The 22,243-nt window shown below is 68.8% G+C and carries 24 protein-coding genes; 17 read left to right on the top strand and 7 right to left on the bottom strand.

Going from position 1 to position 22,243, the window contains the following annotated elements:
* Nucleotides 1–70: 70 nt before the first annotated feature.
* Nucleotides 71–682 (bottom strand): glutathione S-transferase family protein, encoded by a 612-nt coding sequence (locus tag QQK43_RS03765; protein WP_284306867.1) that lies wholly within the window; start codon nucleotides 680–682, stop codon nucleotides 71–73.
* A gap of 160 nt (nucleotides 683–842) precedes the next feature.
* Here QQK43_RS03765 and QQK43_RS03760 point away from each other — a divergent pair, with 160 nt between their 5' ends.
* Nucleotides 843–1,289, top strand: coding sequence for an Lrp/AsnC family transcriptional regulator (locus tag QQK43_RS03760; RefSeq protein ID WP_234265896.1), 447 nt, complete (start codon nucleotides 843–845; stop codon nucleotides 1,287–1,289).
* A gap of 20 nt (nucleotides 1,290–1,309) precedes the next feature.
* Here QQK43_RS03760 and QQK43_RS03755 read toward each other — a convergent pair whose 3' ends face one another.
* Together QQK43_RS03755 and QQK43_RS03750 are read right to left on the bottom strand one after the other, a co-directional pair.
* Nucleotides 1,310–1,945, bottom strand: coding sequence for a flavin reductase family protein (locus QQK43_RS03755; protein WP_234265897.1), 636 nt, complete (start codon nucleotides 1,943–1,945; stop codon nucleotides 1,310–1,312).
* Nucleotides 1,946–1,978: 33 nt separating this feature from the next.
* Nucleotides 1,979–3,664, bottom strand: coding sequence for an NAD+ synthase (locus QQK43_RS03750; protein ID WP_284306747.1), 1,686 nt, complete (start codon nucleotides 3,662–3,664; stop codon nucleotides 1,979–1,981).
* Nucleotides 3,665–3,808: 144 nt separating this feature from the next.
* Here QQK43_RS03750 and QQK43_RS03745 point away from each other — a divergent pair, with 144 nt between their 5' ends.
* The 7 genes from QQK43_RS03745 (at nucleotide 3,809) to QQK43_RS03715 (ending at nucleotide 9,346) form a co-directional block, all read left to right on the top strand.
* Entirely contained in the window at nucleotides 3,809–5,641 is a 1,833-nt protein-coding gene (locus tag QQK43_RS03745; protein WP_370465213.1) for an SLC13 family permease, read from the top strand.
* Nucleotides 5,642–5,656: 15 nt separating this feature from the next.
* Entirely contained in the window at nucleotides 5,657–7,012 is a 1,356-nt protein-coding gene (locus tag QQK43_RS03740) for a GNAT family N-acetyltransferase (RefSeq protein WP_284306745.1), read from the top strand.
* 64 nt (nucleotides 7,013–7,076) lie between these two features.
* The gene (locus QQK43_RS03735; RefSeq protein ID WP_284306744.1) at nucleotides 7,077–7,394 is read left to right on the top strand and encodes a hypothetical protein; all 318 of its coding nucleotides are present in this window, start codon (nucleotides 7,077–7,079) and stop codon (nucleotides 7,392–7,394) included.
* The gene (locus QQK43_RS03730) at nucleotides 7,385–7,852 is read left to right on the top strand and encodes a polymer-forming cytoskeletal protein (protein ID WP_234265902.1); all 468 of its coding nucleotides are present in this window, start codon (nucleotides 7,385–7,387) and stop codon (nucleotides 7,850–7,852) included. The genes QQK43_RS03735 and QQK43_RS03730 overlap by 10 nt, the downstream gene beginning before the upstream one ends.
* A 59-nt stretch (nucleotides 7,853–7,911) precedes the next feature.
* Entirely contained in the window at nucleotides 7,912–8,427 is a 516-nt protein-coding gene (locus QQK43_RS03725; protein ID WP_284306743.1) for a bactofilin family protein, read from the top strand.
* Between the two features lie 12 nt (nucleotides 8,428–8,439).
* Entirely contained in the window at nucleotides 8,440–8,940 is a 501-nt protein-coding gene (locus tag QQK43_RS03720; RefSeq protein ID WP_284306742.1) for a hypothetical protein, read from the top strand.
* A 4-nt stretch (nucleotides 8,941–8,944) separates the two neighbouring features.
* Nucleotides 8,945–9,346, top strand: a complete 402-nt coding sequence (locus QQK43_RS03715; RefSeq protein WP_234265905.1) for a bactofilin family protein — start codon at nucleotides 8,945–8,947, stop codon at nucleotides 9,344–9,346.
* A gap of 139 nt (nucleotides 9,347–9,485) precedes the next feature.
* Here the strand turns inward: QQK43_RS03715 and ppa are convergent, their stop codons facing one another.
* Nucleotides 9,486–10,028, bottom strand: coding sequence for an inorganic diphosphatase (ppa, locus tag QQK43_RS03710; protein WP_234265906.1), 543 nt, complete (start codon nucleotides 10,026–10,028; stop codon nucleotides 9,486–9,488).
* Nucleotides 10,029–10,342: 314 nt separating this feature from the next.
* Here ppa and QQK43_RS03705 point away from each other — a divergent pair, with 314 nt between their 5' ends.
* Nucleotides 10,343–12,385 carry a sodium-translocating pyrophosphatase gene (locus QQK43_RS03705; protein WP_234265907.1) on the top strand — a complete coding sequence of 681 codons (2,043 nt, stop codon included), beginning with the start codon at nucleotides 10,343–10,345 and terminating at the stop codon, nucleotides 12,383–12,385.
* 59 nt (nucleotides 12,386–12,444) lie between these two features.
* Here QQK43_RS03705 and QQK43_RS03700 read toward each other — a convergent pair whose 3' ends face one another.
* A complete protein-coding gene (locus tag QQK43_RS03700; protein WP_234265908.1) occupies nucleotides 12,445–13,308 on the bottom strand; it encodes a DMT family transporter in 864 nt (287 codons plus the stop codon).
* Between the two features lie 125 nt (nucleotides 13,309–13,433).
* Here QQK43_RS03700 and QQK43_RS03695 point away from each other — a divergent pair, with 125 nt between their 5' ends.
* Entirely contained in the window at nucleotides 13,434–14,810 is a 1,377-nt protein-coding gene (locus tag QQK43_RS03695; protein ID WP_284306741.1) for an aminotransferase-like domain-containing protein, read from the top strand.
* A gap of 26 nt (nucleotides 14,811–14,836) precedes the next feature.
* Here QQK43_RS03695 and QQK43_RS03690 read toward each other — a convergent pair whose 3' ends face one another.
* A complete protein-coding gene (locus QQK43_RS03690) occupies nucleotides 14,837–16,132 on the bottom strand; it encodes a DUF445 domain-containing protein (protein WP_284306740.1) in 1,296 nt (431 codons plus the stop codon).
* Between the two features lie 80 nt (nucleotides 16,133–16,212).
* On the opposite strand from QQK43_RS03690, the gene QQK43_RS03685 reads away from it, so the two are divergent.
* Complete coding sequence (locus QQK43_RS03685) at nucleotides 16,213–16,821, top strand: class I SAM-dependent methyltransferase (RefSeq protein WP_234265911.1); 609 nt, start codon at nucleotides 16,213–16,215, stop codon at nucleotides 16,819–16,821.
* Between the two features lie 21 nt (nucleotides 16,822–16,842).
* On the opposite strand, the gene QQK43_RS03680 is transcribed toward QQK43_RS03685, so the two are convergent.
* Nucleotides 16,843–17,463 carry a TetR/AcrR family transcriptional regulator gene (locus QQK43_RS03680; protein ID WP_284306739.1) on the bottom strand — a complete coding sequence of 207 codons (621 nt, stop codon included), beginning with the start codon at nucleotides 17,461–17,463 and terminating at the stop codon, nucleotides 16,843–16,845.
* A 174-nt stretch (nucleotides 17,464–17,637) separates the two neighbouring features.
* On the opposite strand from QQK43_RS03680, the gene QQK43_RS03675 reads away from it, so the two are divergent.
* The 6 genes from QQK43_RS03675 to QQK43_RS03650 all read left to right on the top strand — a co-directional run.
* A complete protein-coding gene (locus QQK43_RS03675) occupies nucleotides 17,638–18,465 on the top strand; it encodes a metal-dependent hydrolase (RefSeq protein WP_284306738.1) in 828 nt (275 codons plus the stop codon).
* A gap of 136 nt (nucleotides 18,466–18,601) precedes the next feature.
* Nucleotides 18,602–19,381 carry a FadR/GntR family transcriptional regulator gene (locus QQK43_RS03670; RefSeq protein ID WP_284306737.1) on the top strand — a complete coding sequence of 260 codons (780 nt, stop codon included), beginning with the start codon at nucleotides 18,602–18,604 and terminating at the stop codon, nucleotides 19,379–19,381.
* Entirely contained in the window at nucleotides 19,378–20,394 is a 1,017-nt protein-coding gene (denD, locus tag QQK43_RS03665) for a D-erythronate dehydrogenase (protein WP_284306736.1), read from the top strand. Before QQK43_RS03670 ends, denD begins: the two co-directional genes overlap by 4 nt.
* Nucleotides 20,395–20,439: 45 nt before the next feature.
* On the top strand, nucleotides 20,440–21,408 hold the full coding sequence (locus tag QQK43_RS03660) for a TRAP transporter substrate-binding protein (RefSeq protein ID WP_234265916.1): 969 nt from the start codon (nucleotides 20,440–20,442) through the stop codon (nucleotides 21,406–21,408).
* Nucleotides 21,409–21,521: 113 nt separating this feature from the next.
* Nucleotides 21,522–22,013: a TRAP transporter small permease gene (locus QQK43_RS03655; RefSeq protein ID WP_234265917.1), complete on the top strand. Its 492-nt coding sequence runs from the start codon at nucleotides 21,522–21,524 to the stop codon at nucleotides 22,011–22,013.
* A gap of 16 nt (nucleotides 22,014–22,029) precedes the next feature.
* Nucleotides 22,030–22,243: TRAP transporter large permease subunit (locus QQK43_RS03650; RefSeq protein WP_284306735.1), on the top strand; the 214-nt coding region annotated here is incomplete at its 3' end.

The raw sequence follows: 22,243 nt of genomic DNA, 5'->3' as shown, positions 1-22,243 counted from the left end.
TCTCCGGGGAACGGTGGGAACAAAAAAACTTCCTTAAAACTGTATCACGCTCGCCCCGCATGGCGCGCGTTCAGTCGTGGGGAACGGCCCGAAAAGCGGGCATGGCCTCCAGCGCATCGGCCAAGGCCTGCGTGCGGGGGTACATCGCCGGATCCAGCGCACCTGGCAGCAGTTGCCGGGTGAAGCGCCAGGCCACCGCCAGGCTCAGAGCAGCCTGCCCCACGTCCGCCGCTGCCCCATGCGGCAACGGTGCTTCGGCCAACGCCTGTTCCAGGCTGCGCCAGGCCGCCGCCAGTTGCCCCTGCACGCGTTCGAGCCACGGAACGTACAAGCGCTCGGGTGGCCGCAGGTCGCGCTCGTACACCCATTGCACCGCTTTCTCGCAAGCCACCAGCGCCAGCCCCACGAGGCGGCGTTCGCGCAAGCGGGCGGCGGCCTCGGTGGGCAACAGTTCGCGCCCGGCGCGCTCCTCCAAGTACGCGATGATCAGCGTCGAATCCAGCAACACCTGACCGTCCTCGCACACCAGGGCCGGCACTTTGATGACGGGGTTGATACGCGACATGGCCTCGGCGTCGCGAAAGACCGACAAGGGCCGGTGCTGGTAGGGCAGTTCCAGCAATTGCAACGCCACCGCCACGCGGCGGACGTAAGGGGAATCGAGCATGCCGACGAGCTGCAGGGACATGGTGGGGTTTCCTGAGGAAGATGAGCGGCGGCCGCACCGTGCGGGACCGCATGGCCTACGATAGGCCTTCCCCGCCCCTACGCCCATGGCGACTCATCGAAAAATGGCCCGCTCGGGCGATGATCCATCGGCACCGAATGCCCCTCTCCAGCCCATGGAACTTGACCGCAAAGACCTTCTGATCCTGCGCGCCCTTCAGCAGGACGCCCGCCAGAGCCTGGCTGCCATCGGCAAACAGGTCGGCCTCTCGCAGCCCGCCATGAGCGAGCGCGTGCGCAAGCTGGAGGATGCCGGCGTCATCGAAGGCTACAGCGCCCGCGTCAACCTGCGCGCCATCGGCATCGGGCTGATCGCCATCATCCGCATCCAGACCGATCACCGCGGCATCCGCCCCTATATCGCGCTCTTCGAGCGCATGCCCGAGGTGCTGCAGGCCGACCGCGTGACGGGCGAAGACTGTTTCGTCGTGCGCTGCGCGATCGCGGCCCCGGGCGATCTGGAGCGTGTGGTCGATGCGCTGGCCGTCCACGGCGCCGTCACCACCTCACTGGTGCTCTCCGGCCCCGTTCACAAGCACGTGACCGTTCCGGCCCCGCGCTGACGCGGTCCGCGCAGGCAAGCTCAGATTTCGTCGATGGGCGTGTGGTGGGAGGTCGCCTCCGCCGGCGTCTCCATGGCAAAGCGGTCGCGCGTGCGGGTATAGAAGCTGGCACCAAACCGGCCCACGGGGAAGTAGTCCTGCAGGCGCACGCGCCAGGTCTCGGTGTCGACGAGGCCTTCGCGAGCATGCAGGTGCACCACCCGGCCGATGAAGATGTGCCGGCTCTGATTTTCGAGGGTTTCGTGCAGCACACACTCGAAAGCCACCGGGGCCTCGGTGATGCGCGGTGGACGCACCTGCGCGCTGCGGCAGGCGTGCAGGCCGACCAGGTCCAGCTCGCTCTGCGAACGCGGCAGCGTGGCACCGCACCGGTGCATGGCTTCGGCAATGGGTTCGTCCGCGATGTGCACGACGAACTCTCGTTCGGCCCGGATGTTGGCGGCCGTGTCCTTGAGCGCGTCGCCGGCCAGGCGGTTGATGCTGAGCATCAGAAGGGGTGGATCTTCTCCCAGCATGTTGAACATGCTGAACGGGGCGGCGTTGACCACGCCGCCTGGGCTGAGCGTGGTCACCAGCGCGATCGGCCGCGGCACGATCAGGCTGGCCATCAGCTTGTAGCGCTGGTAGGCCGTGAGCTGGCTGAAGTCGATGTCCACGCGTCTACACCGGTTGAAGGGCCATGGGGCCGTTCAGCTGCGGTACTTGCTGGTGATGGGGTAGCGCCAGTCCTTGCCGAAGCTGCGGTGCGTGACGCGGATGCCCACGGGCGCCTGGCGGCGCTTGTATTCGTTGATGCGGATCAGCCGCACCACCTTGTCGACATCGGCTTGCGCGTATCCCTCGGCCACGATGCTGGCCGGGCTGGCGTCGTTTTCCATGTAGCGCTCGATGATGGCGTCGAGCACGGCGTATTCGGGCAGACTGTCCTGGTCGGTCTGGTCCGGGCGCAGCTCGGCGCTGGGTGGCCGGGTGATGATGCGATCGGGGATCGGATCGGCACCGGTGCCGAAGGGGTCGTGCGCATTGCGCCAGCGCGCCAGCTTGAACACCTGGGTCTTGACCACGTCCTTGATGACGGCAAAACCGCCGGCCATGTCGCCGTAGAGCGTGCAGTAGCCGGTGGCCATCTCGCTCTTGTTGCCCGTGGTCAGCACGATGGCGCCGAACTTGTTGGACAGCGCCATCAGCAAGGTGCCGCGAATGCGCGCCTGGATGTTCTCTTCGGTCGTGTCTTCCGCGCGGCCTTCGAACAGTGGCCCGAGCGAGGCCTTGAAGGCTTCGAACTCGGGCGCGATGGAGACCTCGTCATACCGCACGCCCAGGCGGGCCGCCATGTCGCGCGCATCGATCCAGGAGATGTCGGCCGTGTACGGCGAGGGCATCATCACCGCGCGCACCTTGTCCTTGCCCAGCGCGTCGACCGCGATGGCCAGCACCAGGGCCGAATCGATACCGCCCGACAGCCCCAGGATCGCCCCCGGGAACCCGTTCTTGCCGATGTAGTCGCGCACGCCCAGCACGAGCGCGTGCCAGAGATCGGCTTCCGGGCTGTGGGCACGGTCGGTGCCGGCCTCGATGGCCCAGCCTGACCCCTGCCGTGTGAAGGCAGCGTCAAACAAAGCCTCTTCAAAGCTGATGGCGCGGCCGGCCAGCGCACCATCGGCCGCCAGCACGAAACTGCGGCCTTCGAACACGATCTCGTCCTGCCCACCCACCAGGTGCGCATAGATCAGCGGCAGGCCGGTGACCTGGGCGCGCTGGCGCATGGTGGCTTCGCGTTCGCCGCCCTTGCCGGCGTGGAAGGGCGAGGCGTTGATCACGGCCAGGATGTCGGCGCCAGCCGCTTTCGCATCGGCAGCGGGCGTGTCGAACCAGGCGTCCTCGCAGATCAGCAGGCCCACGCGCACCGGCTGGCCGTCGTCGCCCGGCACGGCGAACACGCAGGGCTCGTTGCCCGGCAGGAAGTAGCGGCGCTCGTCGAACACCTGGTAGTTCGGCAGCTCGCGTTTGGCGTACCGCGCCACCACCTGCCCGGCGCACAGCACCGTGGCGGCGTTGTGCAGGCCGGCGACCGAGACGCTGCGTTCGCGCTTGCCCGGGGCCACGCGGCTCGGGTGCCCCACCACGATATGCAGCCCCGCCAGGTCGGCGGCGCCCTCGGCCACCGCCTGCAGCGCGGCATCGCAGGCGTCGATGAACGCCGGGCGCAGAAACAGGTCTTCGGCCGCATAGCCGCACAGCGCCAGTTCGGGCGTGAGCAGCAGGCGCACGCCGTCGGCGTGGGCCTGGCGGGCGGCATCGATGATGCGGCGGGCGTTGCCCGGCAGGTCGCCCACCACGAAGTTGAGCTGGGCAATACGGACGGCGAGCGACATCTCTGGGGACCTGGGGAAAAGAACGGAGGAGGCGAAAAACGATGGCCGATTATCGGCGAGCCCTCCCCGGCCGGCACTGCCCGCACAATCGACCCTGGCCCGTCCGTTGACTTCCCCGGCAGCCTGCTGCCCGCCCCATCCTGCATGAACGCCGAAACCCTCTGGGTCTTTGCCCTGCTGGCCACCTGCGTGGCCTGCTTCATCGCCAACCGGCCCCGCATGGACATGGTCGCCCTCAGCGCCCTGGTCGCGCTGGTGCTCGGCGGCACGCTCGAGGTGGGCGAAGCACTGGCCGGCTTCAGCGATCCCAACGTGATCCTGATCGCGGCCTTTTTCGTCATCGGCGAAGGCCTGGTGCGCACGGGCGTGGCTTTCCGGGTCGGGGACTGGCTGATCCGGCGCGCGGGCCCGAGCGAAACCCGCCTGCTGGTGCTGCTGATGCTCTCGGTGGCGCTGCTGGGCTCGGTGATGAGCTCCACCGGCGTGGTGGCCCTGTTCATCCCGGTGGTGATCAGCGTGGCCGGTCGCATCGGCGCTGCGCCCGGCCGGCTGATGATGCCGCTGGCCTTTGCCGCGCTCATCAGCGGCATGCTGACCCTGGTGGGCACGCCGCCCAATCTGGTGGTCAACAGCGAACTCGCGCGCGCCGGCCACGCGGAGTTCGGCTTTTTCGACTTCACCCCGGCCGGCCTTGTGGTGCTGGTGCTGGGACTGGGGTACATGCTGCTGGCGCGGCGCTGGCTGGCCCGGCGCACGCCCGCCGAACCGGCCCACCAGCGCCGCCGCCGGCGCGTGCGCGAACTGATCCACGACTACGAACTGCGCGACCGTGCGCGCCGGCTGCGGGTGACCGCCGACTCGCCCGTGATCGGCCACACCCTGGGTGAGTTGCAGTTGCGTGCCCGCTATGGCGCCAATGTGATCGCCATCGAACGCGAACGCCCGCTCGGGCCGGTGATGCTCACCACCTCGGCCAACCGCGACATCCTGGCCGGAGACACCCTGCTGGTGGACTTCACCCACGAACACGCCGACCTGCCCCGCTTCCTGGAAGACACCCGTCTGCAGGACCGTTCGATCAAGAGCGACTACCTCACCGACCTGTCGCGCGAGATCGGCCTGGCCGAGGTCACGGTGCCGCCGGGCTCGGCGCTGATCGGCAAAACCATCCTGCAACTGCGCATGCGCTCGCAGCGCGGCCTGAACGTGATCGGCCTGCGGCGCAACGGCGAATCGCTCGCCGACCGCCTGCTGCAGGAAAAGCTGCGCCTGGGCGACACCCTGCTCGTGGCCGGCACCTGGAAAGGCATTCGCCTGCTGCACACCCAGGCGCACGACTTCCTGGTGCTGACCCTGCCGGCCGAACTCGACGAAGCCGCCCCCGCGGCCAACCGCGCGCCGCTGGCGCTGCTGGCCCTGACCGTCACGGTCGGGCTGATGATCTCGGGCCTCGTGCCCAACGTGATGGCCGCGCTGGTCGGCTGCCTGCTCATGGGCGCCTTCGGCTGCCTGACGGCCGACAGCGCCTACCGCAGCCTGCACTGGCAGAGCCTGATCCTCATCGTCGGCATGCTGCCGTTCGCCATCGCGCTGCAAAAGACCGGCGGCATCGACGCCGTGGTCTCGGCCCTGCTGGGGCTGACCGGCCACGGCGCCCCCCGCACCGTGATGGCGCTGCTGTTCGTGCTCACGGCGCTGGTGGGGCTGTTCATCTCCAACACCGCCACCGCCGTGCTCATGGCGCCGGTGGCCCTGGGCCTGGCCCAACAGCTCGGCGTCGCGCCGCACGCGTTCGCCATGACCGTGGCGCTGGCGGCATCGGCCGCGTTCATGACCCCGGTGTCCTCGCCGGTGAACACCCTGGTCATCGGCCCGGGGCACTACCGCTTCATGGACTTCGTGCGCATCGGCGTGCCATTCACCCTGCTGGTGCTGGGGGTCTGCGTGCTGGTGCTGCCCGTGCTGTTTCCTTTCTAGTCAGGATGCGTGGCCATGCCACCCGACAACGCCTACACCCCTCCCTACGACCTGCGCGTGTTCGACCACCCCGGCGCGCTGGACGCCACCGCCTGGGACGCCCTGCTCGCGCAGCAGCCCGACCCGAGCCCGTTCCTGCGGCACGCCTACCTCGCAGCCCTGCACGACAGCGGCAGCGCCGTCCCTGCCCGGGGCTGGACGCCCGCCTTCGTGACGCTGTGGCAAGGCAATGTGCTGCACGCGGCCTGCCCGCTCTACCTCAAGAGCCACTCCTATGGCGAATACGTGTTCGACTGGGCCTGGGCCAACGCCTATGAACAGCATGGTCTGCGCTACTACCCCAAAGCGCTGGTCGCGGTGCCGTTCACGCCGGTGCCCGGCGCCCGGCTGCTGGCACGCGACGAGACCGCCCGCGCCGCGCTGGTGCAGGCACTCGTCGCGTACGCCGAACAGGAAAAGCTCTCGTCGCTGCACTTGCTGTTCCTGTCGCCAACGGACGCCACTGCCTGCGAGACCGCCGGACTGATGCTGAGGCACAACGTGCAATTCCACTGGAAGAACAGGGCCCCCACGCTCCACCGCGAGTGCGGGTCGCTGCCCCCCGAGGGGGCCGATCCTGCTGGGGGCGTCCCGGCGCCGGATCGTCAGGCCCCGTCGTCCGTCATTCCCGCGAACGCGGGAATCCAGCCGATGGGAGCGCCTCCGGAAAACCGTCTTGCCGCCCCGGTGGCGAACCAGGGGCCCCGCTACGCCCATTTCGAACACTTCCTGGCCCACCTGCAGCAGGACAAGCGCAAGAAGATCCGTCAGGAACGCCGCAAGGTGGCCGACGCCGGGGTGCGCTTCCGCCATGCGCAGGGCCCGGCGATCAGCGAAGCGGACTGGGACTTCTTCTACCGCTGCTACGAGCGCACCTACCTCGAGCACGGCAACCCGCCCTACCTCAGCCGCGACTTTTTTGCGCGCATGGCGCGCACCATGCCCGACAACTGGCTGCTGTTCACCGCCGAGCGCGAAGGCCTGCCCATCGCCACCAGCCTGATTGGCATCGACCCCGCGCAGCGCGTGGCCTACGGCCGCTATTGGGGAGCGCTGGAGCGGGTCGACTGCCTGCACTTCGAGGCCTGCTACTACCAGCCACTGGCCTGGTGCATTGAACACGGCTACCTGCGCTTCGAAGGTGGCGCCCAGGGCGAACACAAGATGGCCCGCGCGCTGTTGCCTGTGTCCACCACCAGTGCCCACTGGCTCGCGCACCCGGCCTTTGCCGACGCGGTCGACCGTTTCCTGGAACGCGAGCGGGCCGGCGTGGCCGAATACCTCGACCATCTGCAGACCCGGCAACCCCTGCGCCCCGCGACAGGACCGTGAAAATCCTCGCACCCCGCCTCCCAACGCTGCAATGATTAGTAACACTTTAGGTACACTCCCGCGCATGGACGACACCGACGCCTTTTTCACCCAGACCGTCGTGGGCCCGGCCCAGACGGTGCTGATGGGAAGGCGGCTGGGGCCCAGAGAGGCCGCAGCCCAGGGGCTGCAACTGGACCTGACCACCGGCCAGAGCACGCTCTCCCGGCTCTGGCAGGATTGGGGCGTGCTCAGCCACGAGGGTGATGCGCCCGGGCAACCTCGCCGGCGCCCCGGCACCCTGCGCCTCCGGCTCGAACGCCATGCGCTGTGGATCGGTGCCGCCGGCCTGCTCGCACTGATCGGCGCTGCCGCAGCCTGGGGAGCCTTGCTGTGGAACTGAAACACCCGCAGGACATCCTGACCATCGACCCCGTGGCCATGAATGTGGTCAACCGTGTGGCCGCCGGCAGCCGGCTCGAGGGTGAACTGCAGTTCGACGGCGGCCTGCTGGTGCAGGGCGAGGTCGCCGGCCATGTGCATGTCAACGGCCGGCTCATCATCTGGAACGGCGGCGTGGTGCGCGGTCGGGTGCGCGTCAATGGCGACGTCTACCTCTTCGGTCGCCTGGGTGAACCGGGTGCCTCGCCCCACGACACCAGCCTGGAGTGCCTGGGCCAGGCCTTCGTCTCCAAGACCGGCATTTCCACCGGCACCCTCATGGCCCGGCGCCTGCAGCTTTACGAAGGCGCCGACTTGCAGGGCCCGTTCAAGACCCTCAAACTCGGGGACAACCTGCCTGTGCTGCAGGAAGTCCATGGCCGGACGCCACCGGCCGGTTCCCGACGAGAGGCTCCATGAAAGCGCGACGCTATCTCCACCCGTCCCGACATCTTGATGAAGAGGAAGCACCGGTCTCCATGAACTACTCCGACGACATCCCCGGCGCCCCGGTGCCCGCCGAAGACGGCAGCGCCGCCCCCGATGCCTTGCAGGTCGACGTCGGGCGTGCCATGCCGCCCGCCCAGCCGGACCAGTTGCCTGTGCTGGCGCCCACGGTCCACGCCGCCCCGGCCGAGTCCCAGGAAACCGCGCCCAGTGGCCGGTCCATGCTGGCCGAAGGCCTGCACTTCGTGGGCAATGCCCTGCTCACGGGCCCCTGCAGCATTGCCGGCGAAGTGGACGGCAACCTGACGCAAGCACCCGGCACGAGCGTCGCCGTGATCGTGACCGAAACGGGCCGGGTCAAAGGCGACATCACGGCCCACAAAATCTCCGTGATGGGGCGCACCGAGGGTGTGCTCGACTCCGGACCCGGTGAAGTGGCCCTGCACGACACCGCCAGCGTGCACGGTCTGGTGCGCTACGGCCGGATTCAGGTCAACGGCGCCGACCTGAATGCCACGCTGGAGCGTGTGCCGGTCGCGAGGAACTGACCCGTCTGACTCATGCGGTGGAAGTGGCTCTCCCGCGCAACCCCCATCCCCGCCGTTGCGGCCCTCGTGCCCGACGCCGAGGTGCTGCGGCGCTCGGCATTGGCCGCCAGTTGGCGGCGCGACCGCTGGGTGGGCCGCCGACGCCTCTGGTGGCGCTGGATGCTCTGGGCACTGCCCCGCTACGTCGCCCCCCTGGTGGCCGCGCTGCTGCTGATCGGCTGGCTGGTCTGGCTGTGGGCCGGTCGCCCGTCGCTGCCCACTGGCCAGGCGGCCTTGGCCACCACCGTTCCGTTGCGAGCAAACACGCCCCACCGGCCGCCCCGGATCTTCGTGACCGACAGGCCTGCGGACGGCGAGACCGAACTGCCGGCGCAGGACCGGACCGCCCTGCCGCTGCGGCTGGACGGCGGCCAGACACCCGCGGTGGCGACACCGGCCAGCGTCACTGGCGACTCGCCCCCGATCACCCCTACACTCAAACCCGAAAACTGGTTGCACAGCAAGGAGCCCTGATTCCATGAGCCAAAACCCTGCCTCCACCCGCCTCGTTCCGGCCGAGCGGCTGTCCGCCATCACCAGCCTGATCGCCGAGGGTGCCGTCTTCGACGGCAACTTCCACACCACCCGCGACCAGGGCATCAAGGTGGACGGCCAGCTCAAGGGCAACATCACCTTCGAAAACGGCGGCACGCTGCACGTGGGCGCCACGGGCGTGGTGGAGAACACCCGGCTCGAAGCCGACTACGTGTTCATCGAAGGCAAGGTGATCGGCACCGTGATCGCGCGCAAGGCGCTCGAAATCACCGGCTCGGCCACGCTCATCGGCGACGCCAGCTACGACGAACTCATCGACATGCACCCACGCGCCCGCGTGCGCGGCAAGATCGAATACCGCGGCGACATCGACGCGGAGATCTGAAAAACGCCCGGGAGGCATCGCCGCGCGAGCTGTAAACGCCGCCCCCCGTCATTACCGCGAATGCGGAAATCGACAAGGCACCAAAAAGCCTGCCGGACTCACGCCACGGCAGGCTTTTTTCCGGTGAGTGCGAAGCGGCTCAGGCCTTGTTGGCATCCTTTTCGTAGGCCGCGATGCCGTCCAGGATTTCCTGGTGGGCAGCTTCCTTGCCGTCCCAGCCCGTCACCTTGACCCACTTGCCAGGGTCCAGATCCTTGTAGTGCTCGAAGAAGTGCTCAATGGACTTCAGGCGCACCGGGTTCAGGTCTTCCAGCTTCTGCCATTGCGAGTACAGCGGCAGGATCTTTTCGGTCGGCACGGCCAGCACCTTGCCGTCGACGCCGCCTTCGTCTTCCATCTTCAGGATGCCCAGCGCGCGGCACGGCACGACCACACCCGGGGGCAGCGGCACGGGGGTGATCACCAGCACGTCCACCGGATCGCCATCGCCCGCGATGGTCTTGGGCACGTACCCGTAGTTGGTCGGGTAGTGCATGGCGGTGTTCATGAAACGGTCGACAAAAATGCAGCCGGAGGCCTTGTCGACTTCGTACTTGATCGGGTCGCCGTTCATCGAGATTTCGATGATGACGTTGAACGCTTCGGGCACCTTGCTGCCAGGGGTGACGTGATCGAGAGACATGGATGATTCTGTGGGTTGGGGAAAGGGTGATCGGCAGCGGCGAGCTGTGCGGAGCGCACAGCGCAGACCGGTGTGACGCGCCGCAGCAAGGGCTGCAGACGGTCGGGATTAACCCTGATTTTACTGATTCCAGACTGACTTCCTGATCCACATCAGTTCGCACACCCGCCGATTCCCGCTACATTGCGGCGGTTGGCCAATCGCCCTGCCCCGCGTCCAGCGGGCGCTGCGGACGCGAGGAAGCAACGCAATCGGGGGCCTCCCTCACCGCGTTGCCCCCTCCCTGTCAGACGCGAAACGAGCAGGAGAAAACGATGGTTGGACAATCTGCGCTGATCTTTGCGCTGGTGTGCGGGCTGATCGCCGTGGCATACGGCTTCTGGTCCCGAAGCTGGATCCTTTCCCAGGACGCGGGCAATCCCCGCATGCAGGAAATCGCCGGGGCCATTCAGGCCGGCGCTGCGGCCTACCTCGCCAAACAGTACACCACCATCGGCATCGTCGGCGTGGTGCTGGCCGTGCTGATCGGGGTGTTCCTCGACGCCGCCACGGCCATCGGCTTCGTGCTGGGCGCCGTGCTCTCGGGCGCCTGCGGCTTCATCGGCATGAACATCTCGGTGCGCGCCAACGTGCGCACCGCGCAAGCCGCCACCCGGGGCATCGGCCCGGCGCTCGATGTGGCCTTCCGCGGTGGCGCCATCACCGGCATGCTGGTGGTGGGCCTGGGCCTGCTGGGCGTGACCGGTTTCTACTGGTTCCTCGGCGGTGCCGCGGCGGACGCCAAGGCGCTGAACCCGCTGATCGGCTTCGCCTTTGGCTCCTCGCTGATTTCCATCTTCGCGCGGCTCGGGGGTGGCATCTTCACCAAGGGCGCCGATGTGGGTGCCGACCTGGTCGGCAAGGTCGAGGCCGGCATCCCCGAGGACGACCCGCGCAACCCGGCCGTGATCGCCGACAACGTGGGCGACAACGTGGGCGACTGCGCCGGCATGGCGGCCGACCTGTTCGAGACCTACGCGGTCACGCTGATCGCCACCATGGTGCTCGGCGCGCTGATGGTGGCCGCCGCACCCGCGCAGGCCGCGCTGTACCCACTGGTGCTGGGCGGCGTGTCCATCATCGCGTCCATCATCGGCTGCTTCTTCGTCAAGGCCAGCCCGGGCATGAAGAACGTGATGCCCGCGCTCTACAAGGGCCTGGCCATCGCGGGCGTGCTGTCGCTGATCGCGTTCTACTTCGTGACCACGGCTGTCATCCCCGACAACGCGATCGCCGAATCGGGCAGCCAGATGCGCCTGTTCGGGGCCACCGTCGTGGGCCTGGTGCTGACCGCCGCGCTGGTCTGGATCACCGAGTTCTACACCGGCACCCAGTACGCGCCGGTGCGCCACATCGCACAGGCGTCCACCACGGGCCACGGCACCAACATCATCGCGGGCCTGGGCGTGTCCATGCGTTCCACGGCCTGGCCGGTGCTGTTTGTCTGCGTGGCCATCATCGTGGCCTATGCACTGGCCGGCCTGTACGGCATCGCGGTCGCCGCCACTTCCATGCTCAGCATGGCCGGCATCGTGGTCGCGCTGGACGCCTACGGCCCCATCACCGACAACGCCGGCGGCATCGCCGAGATGGCCGAACTGCCCAGCAGCGTGCGCGACATCACCGACCCGCTGGACGCCGTGGGCAACACCACCAAGGCCGTGACCAAGGGCTATGCCATCGGCTCGGCCGGTCTGGCCTCGCTGGTGCTGTTTGCCGACTACACCCACAAGCTGGAAACCTACGGCCAGCACGTGCGTTTCGACCTGAGCGACCCGATGGTGATCATCGGCCTGTTCATCGGCGGCCTGATCCCTTACCTCTTCGGCGCCATGGCGATGGAAGCCGTGGGCCGCGCGGCCGGCGCGGTGGTGGTGGAAGTGCGCCGCCAGTTCAAGGAGATCCCCGGCATCATGGAAGGGACGGCCAAGCCCGAATACGGCAAGGCCGTGGGCATGCTGACCGGTGCCGCGATCAAGGAAATGATCATCCCCAGCCTGCTGCCGGTGGTGGTGCCCATTCTGGTGGGCGTGTTCCTCGGGCCCAAGGCGCTCGGCGGCCTGCTCATGGGCACCATCGTGACCGGACTGTTCGTGGCGATTTCCATGTGCACCGGTGGTGGCGCCTGGGACAACGCCAAGAAGTACATCGAAGACGGCCACCACGGCGGCAAGGGCTCCGAAGCCCACAAGGCCGCCGTGACCGGTGACACCGTGGGCGACCCCTACAAGGACACCGCCGGCCCGGCCGTGAACCCGCTGATCAAGATCATCAACATCGTCGCGCTGCTGATCGTGCCGTTGCTGCCCCTGGGGTGACGCGACGGCTCCCTACCCTGCCCGCCCGTTCCGGCGGGCTTTTTCAGGGATCGTGCCAATCACTGCCAGCGCCGTGCGCCGGCCACGCACAGCACCGCACCCAGCGTAGCCGCCAGCATCGAGACGTTCACCGTTTCCTGCAGCAGCAGGGCCGCCAGCGCCAGACCGAAAAACGGCTGCAGCAGTTGCAACTGCCCCACTGCGGCGATGCCGCCCTGGGCCAGCCCGCGGTACCAGAACACGAAGCCGATGAGCATGCTGAACAGCGACACGTAGGCCAGCCCCGCCCACGCCGGCCAGCCCACCGCGCCGAACGAGGCGGGCCAGCTCAGCCAGACCAGCGGCAGCATCACCGGCAGGGCCAGCACCAGTGCCCAGCAGATGACCTGCCAGCCACCCAGCGTGCGCGACAGGCGCGCCCCTTCGGCGTACCCGAGGCCGCACACGGCAATGGCCGCCAGCATCCACAGGCTGCCCTGCCACGGCAGGGCGCCACCGCTCCAGGCGGCATGGCCGGCGACGCAGGCGCTGCCCGCGAGCGAAAACGCCCAGAACGCCGGCCGGGGCCGCTCGCCCCCGCGCAGCACCCCGAACAGCGCGGTGCACAGGGGCAACAGGCCCACGAACACGATCGACTGGGCCGACGACAGGTGCTGCAAGGCCAGCGCGGTACACAGCGGGAACCCGACCACCACACCCAGGGCCACCACCGCCAGCGACGGCCACTGGCGGGCCGCCGGCACGGGCTGGCGCCCTGCCCCGAGCAGCAGCGCCGCCAGTGCCGCGGCCAGCACCGCCCGCGCAGCGGTGAGAAACAGCGGGGCCAGGTCCATCACCGCCAGCCGCGTGGCCGGCAGGGAGCCGGCAAAGATCAGCACGCCGATGAAGCCATTGACCCAGGCCGCCGTGTTCGGTTTGTCCATCCATCGCTCCGGAAAAAATGCATGGCGAGTACAGCACGCCAGCCACCAGGGCGCCATGCACAGATCCATACAATTCAAAGAAACCGTACTGGTCACATATCCGGTACAGCCACCCGGAGTCGCCCATGACCCGCACCCGCATCGACACCGTGATGGACACGGTGCGCCGCCAGATCGCCAGCCGCACCTGGGTCCCCGGTACGCGGCTACCGTCGGTGCGCGCCCAGGCCCGCACCCTGGGCTGTTCGGTGTCCACCGTGGTCGAAGCCTACGAACGGCTGGCGGCCGACAACGTGATCACCGCGCGCCCCGGCGCCGGGTTCTACGTCTGCGGCCCGGCCGCGCCGCTGGCGCTGGCCGAACTGGGCCCGCCGGTGGACCGCGAGATCGATCCGCTGTGGGTCTCGCGCCAGTCGCTGGAAGCCGGCGACGGCCTGCTCAAGCCCGGCTGCGGCTGGCTGCCGGCCGACTGGATGTACGAAGACGGCATGCGCCGCGCCCTGCGCAGCGTGGCCCGCGCAGACGCCGCCGTGCTGGCCGACTACGCCACGCCGCAGGGGCTGCCGGCCATGCGCCAGTGGCTGGCGCGGCGCCTGGGCGGGCTCGACATCGAAGCCCCGCCCGAACAAATTCTGCTGACCGAATCGGGTACCCAGGCGGTGGACCTGATCGGCCGCTTCCTGCTGGAACCCGGCGACACCGTGCTGGTGGACGACCCGTGTTACTTCAACTTCCACGCCCTGCTGCGCGCACACCGGGTGCAGGTGGTGGGCGTTCCCTACACGCCGCGCGGCCCCGACGTGGCGGCTTTCGAAGCCGCCCTGCAGGCGCACCGGCCGCGTCTCTACCTCACCAACGCCGGCCTGCACAACCCCACGGGCGCGGCGCTGTCCTCCGTCACCGCGCACCGGCTGCTGCAACTGGCCGAACGCGCGGGCCTGGTGATCGTGGAAGACGACATCTTTGCCGACTTCGAGACCCAGCCCGCCCCCCGGCTGGCCGCTTTCGACGGGCTGGCGCGGGTGATCTCCATCGGCAGCTTTTCCAAGACGGTTTCGGCCTCGCTGCGCTGCGGCTACATCGCGGCCCGGCCCGACTGGATCGCAGGCCTGACCGACCTGAAGATCGCCACCAGCTTCGGCGGCGGCCACCTGGCGACAGCGGTGCTGCACAGCGCGCTCACCGGCAGCGGCTACCGCCGGCACTTGGACAGCGTGCGCCTGCGCCTGGCCCAGGCCATGGCGCAGACCATCACCCGCCTGCGCCCGCTGGGCATCGAACCGTGGACGGTACCGACGGCCGGCCTGTTCCTCTGGTGCCGCCTGCCCGGCGGCCACGACGCCGCCGACGTCGCCCGCGCCTGCCTGCGCGACGGCGTGGTGCTGGCGCCGGGCAACGCCTTCAGCCTGACGCAGGGGGCCAGCGCCTTCCTGCGCTTCAACGTCGCGCAGTCGGCCGATGAACGCCTCTTTGAAAGCCTGCGCCGGGCCCTGGCGCGCTGAAAGCGTGGGTCTGCACGCGGCCTCGATCAGCGCGCCGCCAACCAGGTGGCGGTGTGCAGGGCCAGGCCGATCACGCCACCCACCAACGTGCCGTTCAGGCGCACGAACTGCAGGTCGCGCCCCACGCCGAGCTCGATCTGCTGGACCAGGCTGCGCTCGTCCCAGGCCTTGACGGTGCTGGCGATGTGCCCCGCCACGCTGTCGCGCAGGCGTTCGGCCAGTTGCGTCGCGCTGGCCATGACGTGGGCGTTGATCGCCGCGATCAGGTGTTCATCCTGCGCCAGCCGCTGGCCCAGCGCGTCCAGCACCCCACCCAGTTGCGCCAGCAGCACGGAATCCTCGCGCTGCAGGTCGGTTTCAAGGTGCAGGCGCAGGTCCGTGAGCAGGCTGTCGAGATAGCTGCGCACCGACGGGCTGTGCACCAGGCCATCCTTGAAGGCGCCGATGCGCTCGGAGAAAGTCGGGTCGCTGCGCAGCCGCTCCACCAGCGCCTGCACCTGGGCATCCAGGCTGCGGCGCACCTCGTGATCGGGCTGCGACAGCGCGCGCTCGGTTTCCTGGATCAGTTCGAGCACCACCTTTTCCGCCAGCCCGCCGCCCCACTGATCGACCCGGCTGGAGACCTTGTCCAGCAGCGACACCGCGGTCGGCCACTGCTTGCGCGCAAAGCCGGCGATGCGCTGGGCCAGCAGTTCGCGCACGTCGGGTTGGTCGAGATAGCGGCGCAGGGACTCGAGTGCGCTGTCCAGCAAGACCTGGTGGCGCCCTTCGTGGGTGAGCACGGCCAGCACGTTGGCGGCCGTGGGCGCCGCGTCCCAGCGGCGGGCGCGTTCCAGCAGAAATGCGCTCAGGCCCTGGCGCACCGCCGGTTCGTCGAGAAACTTGAGCGCCTGCAAGGCCACCGGCCGCACCGATCCCAGCGCGGCCGCCACGTTGCCCGGCTCGCGCAGCCACTGGCCGAGGCGTTCGCCCGGGTTGAACACGGCCAGCTTCTGCAGCAGCATCTCGGTGGACAGAAAGCTGTCGCGCACGAACACCGCCAGGTTGTCGGCGATGCGCGGCTTGTTGGCAGGAATCAGCGCGGTGTGCGGAATCGGCAGGCCCAGCGGACGGCGGAACAGCGCCGTCACCGCGAACCAGTCGGCCAGCCCGCCCACCACCGCCGCTTCGCAAAATGCCTTGAGCCAACTCCAGCCGCCCTGCGCCCCCAGGGCCAGGCTCAGCGACAGGCCCGCCGCGGCGGCCAGCAGCGACGCCAGGGCCACCCGCTTCATGCGCCGGAGCTCGATGGCACGGGGATCGGTGGGGTCGGAAACGCTCATAGGAGAGGAGAGGCCTGCCGGCAACGGGGCGTTTTGCAGTATATCTAGGGGCCTTTCCTGCACCAGCACACCGGAACCGCGTGAATTCAGCCCCCGCCAGCACCTTCGACGAAGCCTATTACCAGCGCTATTACTACGACCAGAAAACGCGGGTCGTCGATCCCGCCCACACCGCGCGGCTGGGCGACTTCGTGGGCAGCTACCTGCACTACCTGCGGGTGCCCGTGCAGCGCGTGCTCGACATCGGCTGCGGCATCGGCCTGTGGCGCGACAGCGTGAAGCGTCACTTTCCCGCCGCCCGCTACCAGGGCGTGGAATACAGCGAGCACCTGTGCGAGCGCCACGGCTGGGAACGCGGGTCGGTCACCGACTACCGCGCCGACGCCGCGTTCGACCTCGTGATCTGCCAGGGTGTGCTGCCCTACCTGGACCGCCCCGACCTCGAGCGTGCCCTGGCCAACCTCGGCACCCTGTGCCAGGGCGCGCTCTATCTGGAGGCCGTGACGCGCGAGGACTACGAACGCGAAATCCTCGACGAGGAGCGCACCGACCCGCGCCTGTACCGCCACCGCGCCGCGCTCTACCGCCGCGGGCTGGCGCCGCACTTTCGCGAAATGGGCGGTGGCGTGTGGCTGAGCCGGCGGCTGGACGTGCCGCTGTTCGCGCTGGAAAGCGCCAGCACCGACTGAACGCGCCCGCCGCGCGGCCACTCAGCCCGTGCGCGCCAGCGCCCGGACGATGGCCGCCGCGGCCGGGGTCAGTTCGGCCAACTGAGCCTCCTGGTGGCGTTCGATGGCCTGGAGCACCAGTTCATGGATCGCCCCCACCGCCGCCATCGCCATCGCCGGCGACAGGCCCGCGTCGCCGGCGCCGTGGCTCTCCCCGGCCACAGCCGCCGCCTGCACGCGCGCCAGGATCAGGTCGGCCAACTGCTGCATCACCTCGCGCCGCACGGACAGGCCTTCGGGCCCCAGGTGGTGCACCTCCACGAACAGGGCGCGCAGCAGCCGCGGACCGGCCGCGAGGTGGGCGAAATACGCCCCCAGCGTGTGTTCGACCTGCGCCTGCCAGGGTTGGCCGGACACCGACGCTTCCTGCAAAGTGCGCACCGCCGAGGCGCTTGCCGCCCGGTACAGCGACAGAAAGCAGTCTTCCTTGCCGGCGAAGTGTTCGTAGAAGGTGCGTTTGGAGACACCGGCTTCGCGCACGATGTCGGCGATGGTGGTGTTCGCCAGGCCCTTGTCGGCGGCCATGACGGCCATGGCCTGCAGGAGCCGGCTGCGGTGTTCGGTCAGTCCGGGGGCCACGGAAAGGGCTTCGATGCTGTTCATGGCCGCGCATCTTAGGGGCCCCAGCCTTTGCCTGCCTGACAAGACTGTCAGGCCTGACAGGGCGCCCCATCAGCGACCACCCGCCCCGGGTGTCCCCGCTTGACAAGGCCCCACAGGCGCCCGAGCATACGGCACAGGTACCTATCGGTACCAACCTTCCCATCTCCTCTGCCCATGACCGAACTCATTGTCCGCCGCCTGCTGATCGACCTTGCGCAGCCCGTCCCGCGTCACTGGTGCGGCGGAGATCCGTTTCTCACCGCGTGGTTCAACGCGCTGTCGATGAGCTTCCCGGTGGGCGAACAGTTCTTCATCGATTCGGTGCGCAACGGCCTCGCCGCCCTGCCGGCCGACGCGCGCGCAGTCTGGGAACCGGAGGTGCGCGGCTTTGTGGGTCAGGAAGCCACGCACCGGCACATCCACGCGCTGTTCAACGCCCAGATCGCGCGACATGGCCTCGTCAACGACTGGGAGCCGCGCGCCCGCGAGCGTCTGCGCCTGGTGGAAGGCGCCGATCCGCGTCACGGTCTGGCCATCACCGCCGCGAACGAGCATTTCACCGCCCTGTTTGCCGAATGGCTGCTCGCCCACCCGGCATGGCTGGACCACAGTGAACCGCGGCTCCAGACCCTGTGGTTGTGGCACAGCGCGGAAGAAGCCGAACACAAGTGCACCGCGTTTGACCTCTACCGCGCGCTGGGAGGCGACCTGGCCTGGCGCCGCCGCTGGATGCGGCGCGTGACCCTGATCTTCCTGAGCGACACCGCCCGGCAGACCGTGGCCAACCTGCGCCGCGACGGCACCCTGTGGCGCTGGTCCACCTGGCGCAGCGCGGCGCGCCTGCTGTTCGGCCGCCACGGTCTGCTGCGCACGGGGCTGGGCGCCTGGGCGCGCTATTTCCGGGCCGATTTCCATCCTGCTCAGGACACCAGCGAACGCTCGGCCCGCTGGCTCGCCGACAACCGCGCGCTCTACCGCCCGGTCGGTCCGGCAGCGGGCTGACAACGAGGCCCCAGCCCGGGTTCCGCTCCGGCCCCGGAGCGGAACCCGGGGGAAACCCGGACAGGGAAACCCCGCTGGGTCAAAAGCGGTCTGATTTATACGATGACCATATGAGTCATCTCCCTGGCCGCACCCCATGAACGGCAACAGTGTGGTCGAACCCCTGCAGGTGCCTGAGCGCCTCACGGACAAGCTGGCGGCGCTGCTGATGCAACGCATCGAAGCGGGCGAACTGGCGCCCGATCAGCGCCTGCCGACCGAACAGAAGCTGTCGGAGCAGTTCGGCGTCTCGCGCACCGTGGTGCGCGAAGCCGTGAGCCGGCTCAAATCCATCGGCATGCTCACCTCCCGGCAAGGGGCCGGCGTCTTCGTCGCCCCGCGCCACCAGGCTCGCGCCCTGGCTTTTGACCCCAGCGTGCTGTGGTCGATGGAGTCGGTGTTGCAGGTCGTCGAAGTGCGGCGGGGCCTCGAAGCCGAGGTCGCCGCGCTGGCGGCCGAGCGCATCACCCCCGAAAAAGCCCGCGCCATCGCGGCAGCGCTCGCCCACCTGGAAGCCTGCCCACCGCAGGGCCCCGACGGCGTGGAAGCCGACCTGCAGTTCCACCGCAGCATCGCCCGCGCCACCGACAACCCGCACTACGAACGGCTGCTGGGCTTTCTGGAGCAATACCAGCGCGACGCCATGCGCGTGACCCGCACCAACGAAGCCCTGGACGAAACCTACCTGAGCCAGGTGCAGGCCGAACACCGCGCCATCGCCGAAGCGGTGATGCGCGGTGACGCAGCCACCGCGCGCCGCAGCGCGATGCACCACATGGCCAACGCCGCCGACCGCCTCGAAAACGCCGCGCCCCCCATCCGGCGCGCCCTCGACGCGCTGCTGTCTCCCCCGCCCCCCACAACGACGAGCGAATGAACATCCTGATCACCGGTGGCACCGGCTTTCTGGGCAGCCGCCTCGCGCAGGCGCTGCTGGCGCGTGGCCATTTCCAGGGCCAGCCGCTCAAGCGGCTGATGCTGGCCGACCTGTTCCCGCCACGTGATGACCGGCTCACCCGCGATCCGCGTGTGGACTGCCTCACCGGCGACCTGCAGGCCAACCTGCCCGCGCTGTTCGCCCAGCCCTGGGATGCGGTGTTTCACCTGGCCTCGGCCGTGTCCGCCGAGTGCGAGGCCGATTTCGACCTCGGCCTGCGCGCCAACCTCGACACCACGCGCAGCCTGCTCGACGCCTGCCGCGCCAGCGCCACCGCGCCCGTGTTCTTCTTCGCCAGCTCGGTCGCGGTGTTCGGCAACGACCCCGGCCTGCCCTTGCCAGCCGTGGTGCGCGACGACACCCTGCCCACCCCGCAATCGAGCTACGGCATCCACAAGTTGATCTGCGAACAGCTCGTGGCGGACTACACCCGCAAAGGCTTCATCGACGGCCGCGCGGCGCGGCTGATGACGGTGTCGGTGCGGCCGGGCCGGCCCAATGGCGCGGCCTCGGGGTTCCTCTCGGGCCTGTTGCGCGAACCCCTGGCCGGCCTGCCCAGCCACAACCCGGTGCCGCTGGACACCCCGGTCGCGCTGTCCTCGCCGGCCAACACCGTGGCCGGCATCCTGGCCGTGGCCGAGGCGCCGCGCGACGCGCTGGGTGGCCGCACCGCCATCAACCTGCCAGCCCTGAGCGTGCGCGTGGGCGACATGATCGACGCCCTCGGCGCACTGGCCGGCCCCGAAGCCGTGGCCCTCATCAGCCACCAGCCCGACGCGGCCATCGCCCGCATCGTGGCCGGCTGGCCCGCGCGCTTCGAGAGTCCGCGCGCGGCGGCGCTGGGACTGCGCGCCGACCCCGATTTCGCTGCCGTGCTGCGGCAGTATGTCAACGACCATCCGGACGCGGTCACCCTGCCCGCCGCCCGGCGGCGGCTGGGTCTGCCCGGCTGAGGTGATCCGTTCCTGTTCCCGTTCCACCACCCAAGGAGACATTGCATGAAAAACATCCTTCAACCCCTGGCCCTCGCGGCCCTGCTCGCCGCTTCGGGCGCCCAGGCCCAGACCGTGCTGAAGATCGGCTACGCCACGTCGCAGACCTCCCACTACGGTGTGGGCTCCACCGTGTTCTGCGACGAGATCGACAAAGGCACGCAAGGCCGCTACAAGTGCCAGCAGTTCCCCAACTCGGCGCTGGGCGGTGAGCGCGAGCAGATCGAAGCCGTGCAGCTCGGCACGCAGGACCTGGTGAACACCTCCACCGGCCCGCTGGGCAACTTTGTGCCCGAGGTGAAGATCGTCGACATCCCCTTCCTGTTCCGCGACTACGACCACGCCCGCAAGGTGATGGACGGTCCCATCGGCCAGGACCTGCAGAAGAAGATGGAAGCCAAGGGCCTGATCAACCTGGCCTGGACGGAAAACGGCTTCCGCCACATGACCAACAGCAAGCGCGCGATCGTGCAGGCCAACGACGCCAACGGGCTGAAGATGCGCACCATGGAAAACAAGGTGCACATGGACGGCTACAAGACGTTCGGCATCCTGCCCACGCCCATGCCCTTCCCCGAGCTGTTCACCGCGTTGCAGCAAGGCACCGTGGACGGCCAGGAGAACCCCATTCCCGTGATCCTGTCGTCCAAGTTCTCGCAGGTCCAGAAGCACCTGTCGCTGACCGGCCACGTGTACTCGCCAGCCGCGCTGATCCTCTCGCCCGCCGTGTGGAACAAGCTCTCGGCCGACGACAAGAAGGTCTTCATGGAAGCCGGCAAGAAGGCCGCTGCGGCCCAGCGCAAGAAGGTCAACGACGACGAGAACAACGGCATCGCCCAACTGGAAAAGGATGGCATGCAGGTGGTCAAGCAGGTCAATGGCGAGAGCTTCCGCAAGGCGGTGGCGCCCGCCTACGCCGGTTATGCCAAGGAATTCGGGGCCGACAAGATCGCCGCCATCCAGGCGGTGAAGTAAGCCCACCCCGGTGACGGCCCGCGCTGCGGTTCGTCACCCCCCAAGAGGGCGGAACCTGCGGGCCGGCTCCGTGGTTCCCCCGACTTGGGGCCTTGTTATCGAAAAGCGTTTTCATGAAAACCTTCATCCTGCGTCTGGACCGCCTGCTCACGGGCCTGTGCCTGAACGTGGCCTGCCTGCTGCTGGCGGTCATTTCCTGTCTGGGCCTGTGGCAGGTGGCGAGCCGCTTCGTGTTCTCGCAGCCCTCCACCTGGACCGAGGAATCCATGCGGCGGCTGCTGATCTGGATGGTGCTGCTGGGGGTGGTGGCGGCGCTGCGCATCGGGGCCATGGTCTCGGTGGACCTGATGCTGCGCCTCTCGCGCGGCTGGTGGCGCACCACGGTCGAGTCCGTCATCACCACCGTCACCCTGGCCTTCCTGGCCGTCGTCGTCTGGTTCGGCATCGACCTGGCCTGGCGCGTGCGCTTCCAGACCTTTGCCTCCATGGAGCTGTCCATGGCCTGGGCCTACGCCGCGCTGCCCGTGGGCGCGCTGCTGGCCATGGTGGCGGTGATCGCCCACCACATCGACCCCCGCAACGAAGAACTGGCCAACGCCTCGTAACCCCGGGCCCTCCACCATGCCACTGACCCTGCTCGTCACGATGCTGCTGGGCTTTGCCTTCAGCATCTCCATCGCCATCGCCATCGGCGGCTCGGCCATCCTGGGCCTGGCCCTGTTCGATGGCGACAAGCTCATCCTCGTGCCCAAGGAGATGTTCACCGCCATCGACAAGTTTCCGCTGGCGGCCATCCCTTTCTTCATCCTCGCGGGCAATCTCATGGAGACCGGGG

This window comes from Hydrogenophaga electricum, assembly GCF_030160815.1.
In the GTDB taxonomy this organism is placed as follows: domain Bacteria; phylum Pseudomonadota; class Gammaproteobacteria; order Burkholderiales; family Burkholderiaceae_C; genus Hydrogenophaga; species Hydrogenophaga electricum.
This window is presented reverse-complemented; position numbering and strand designations above follow the sequence as displayed.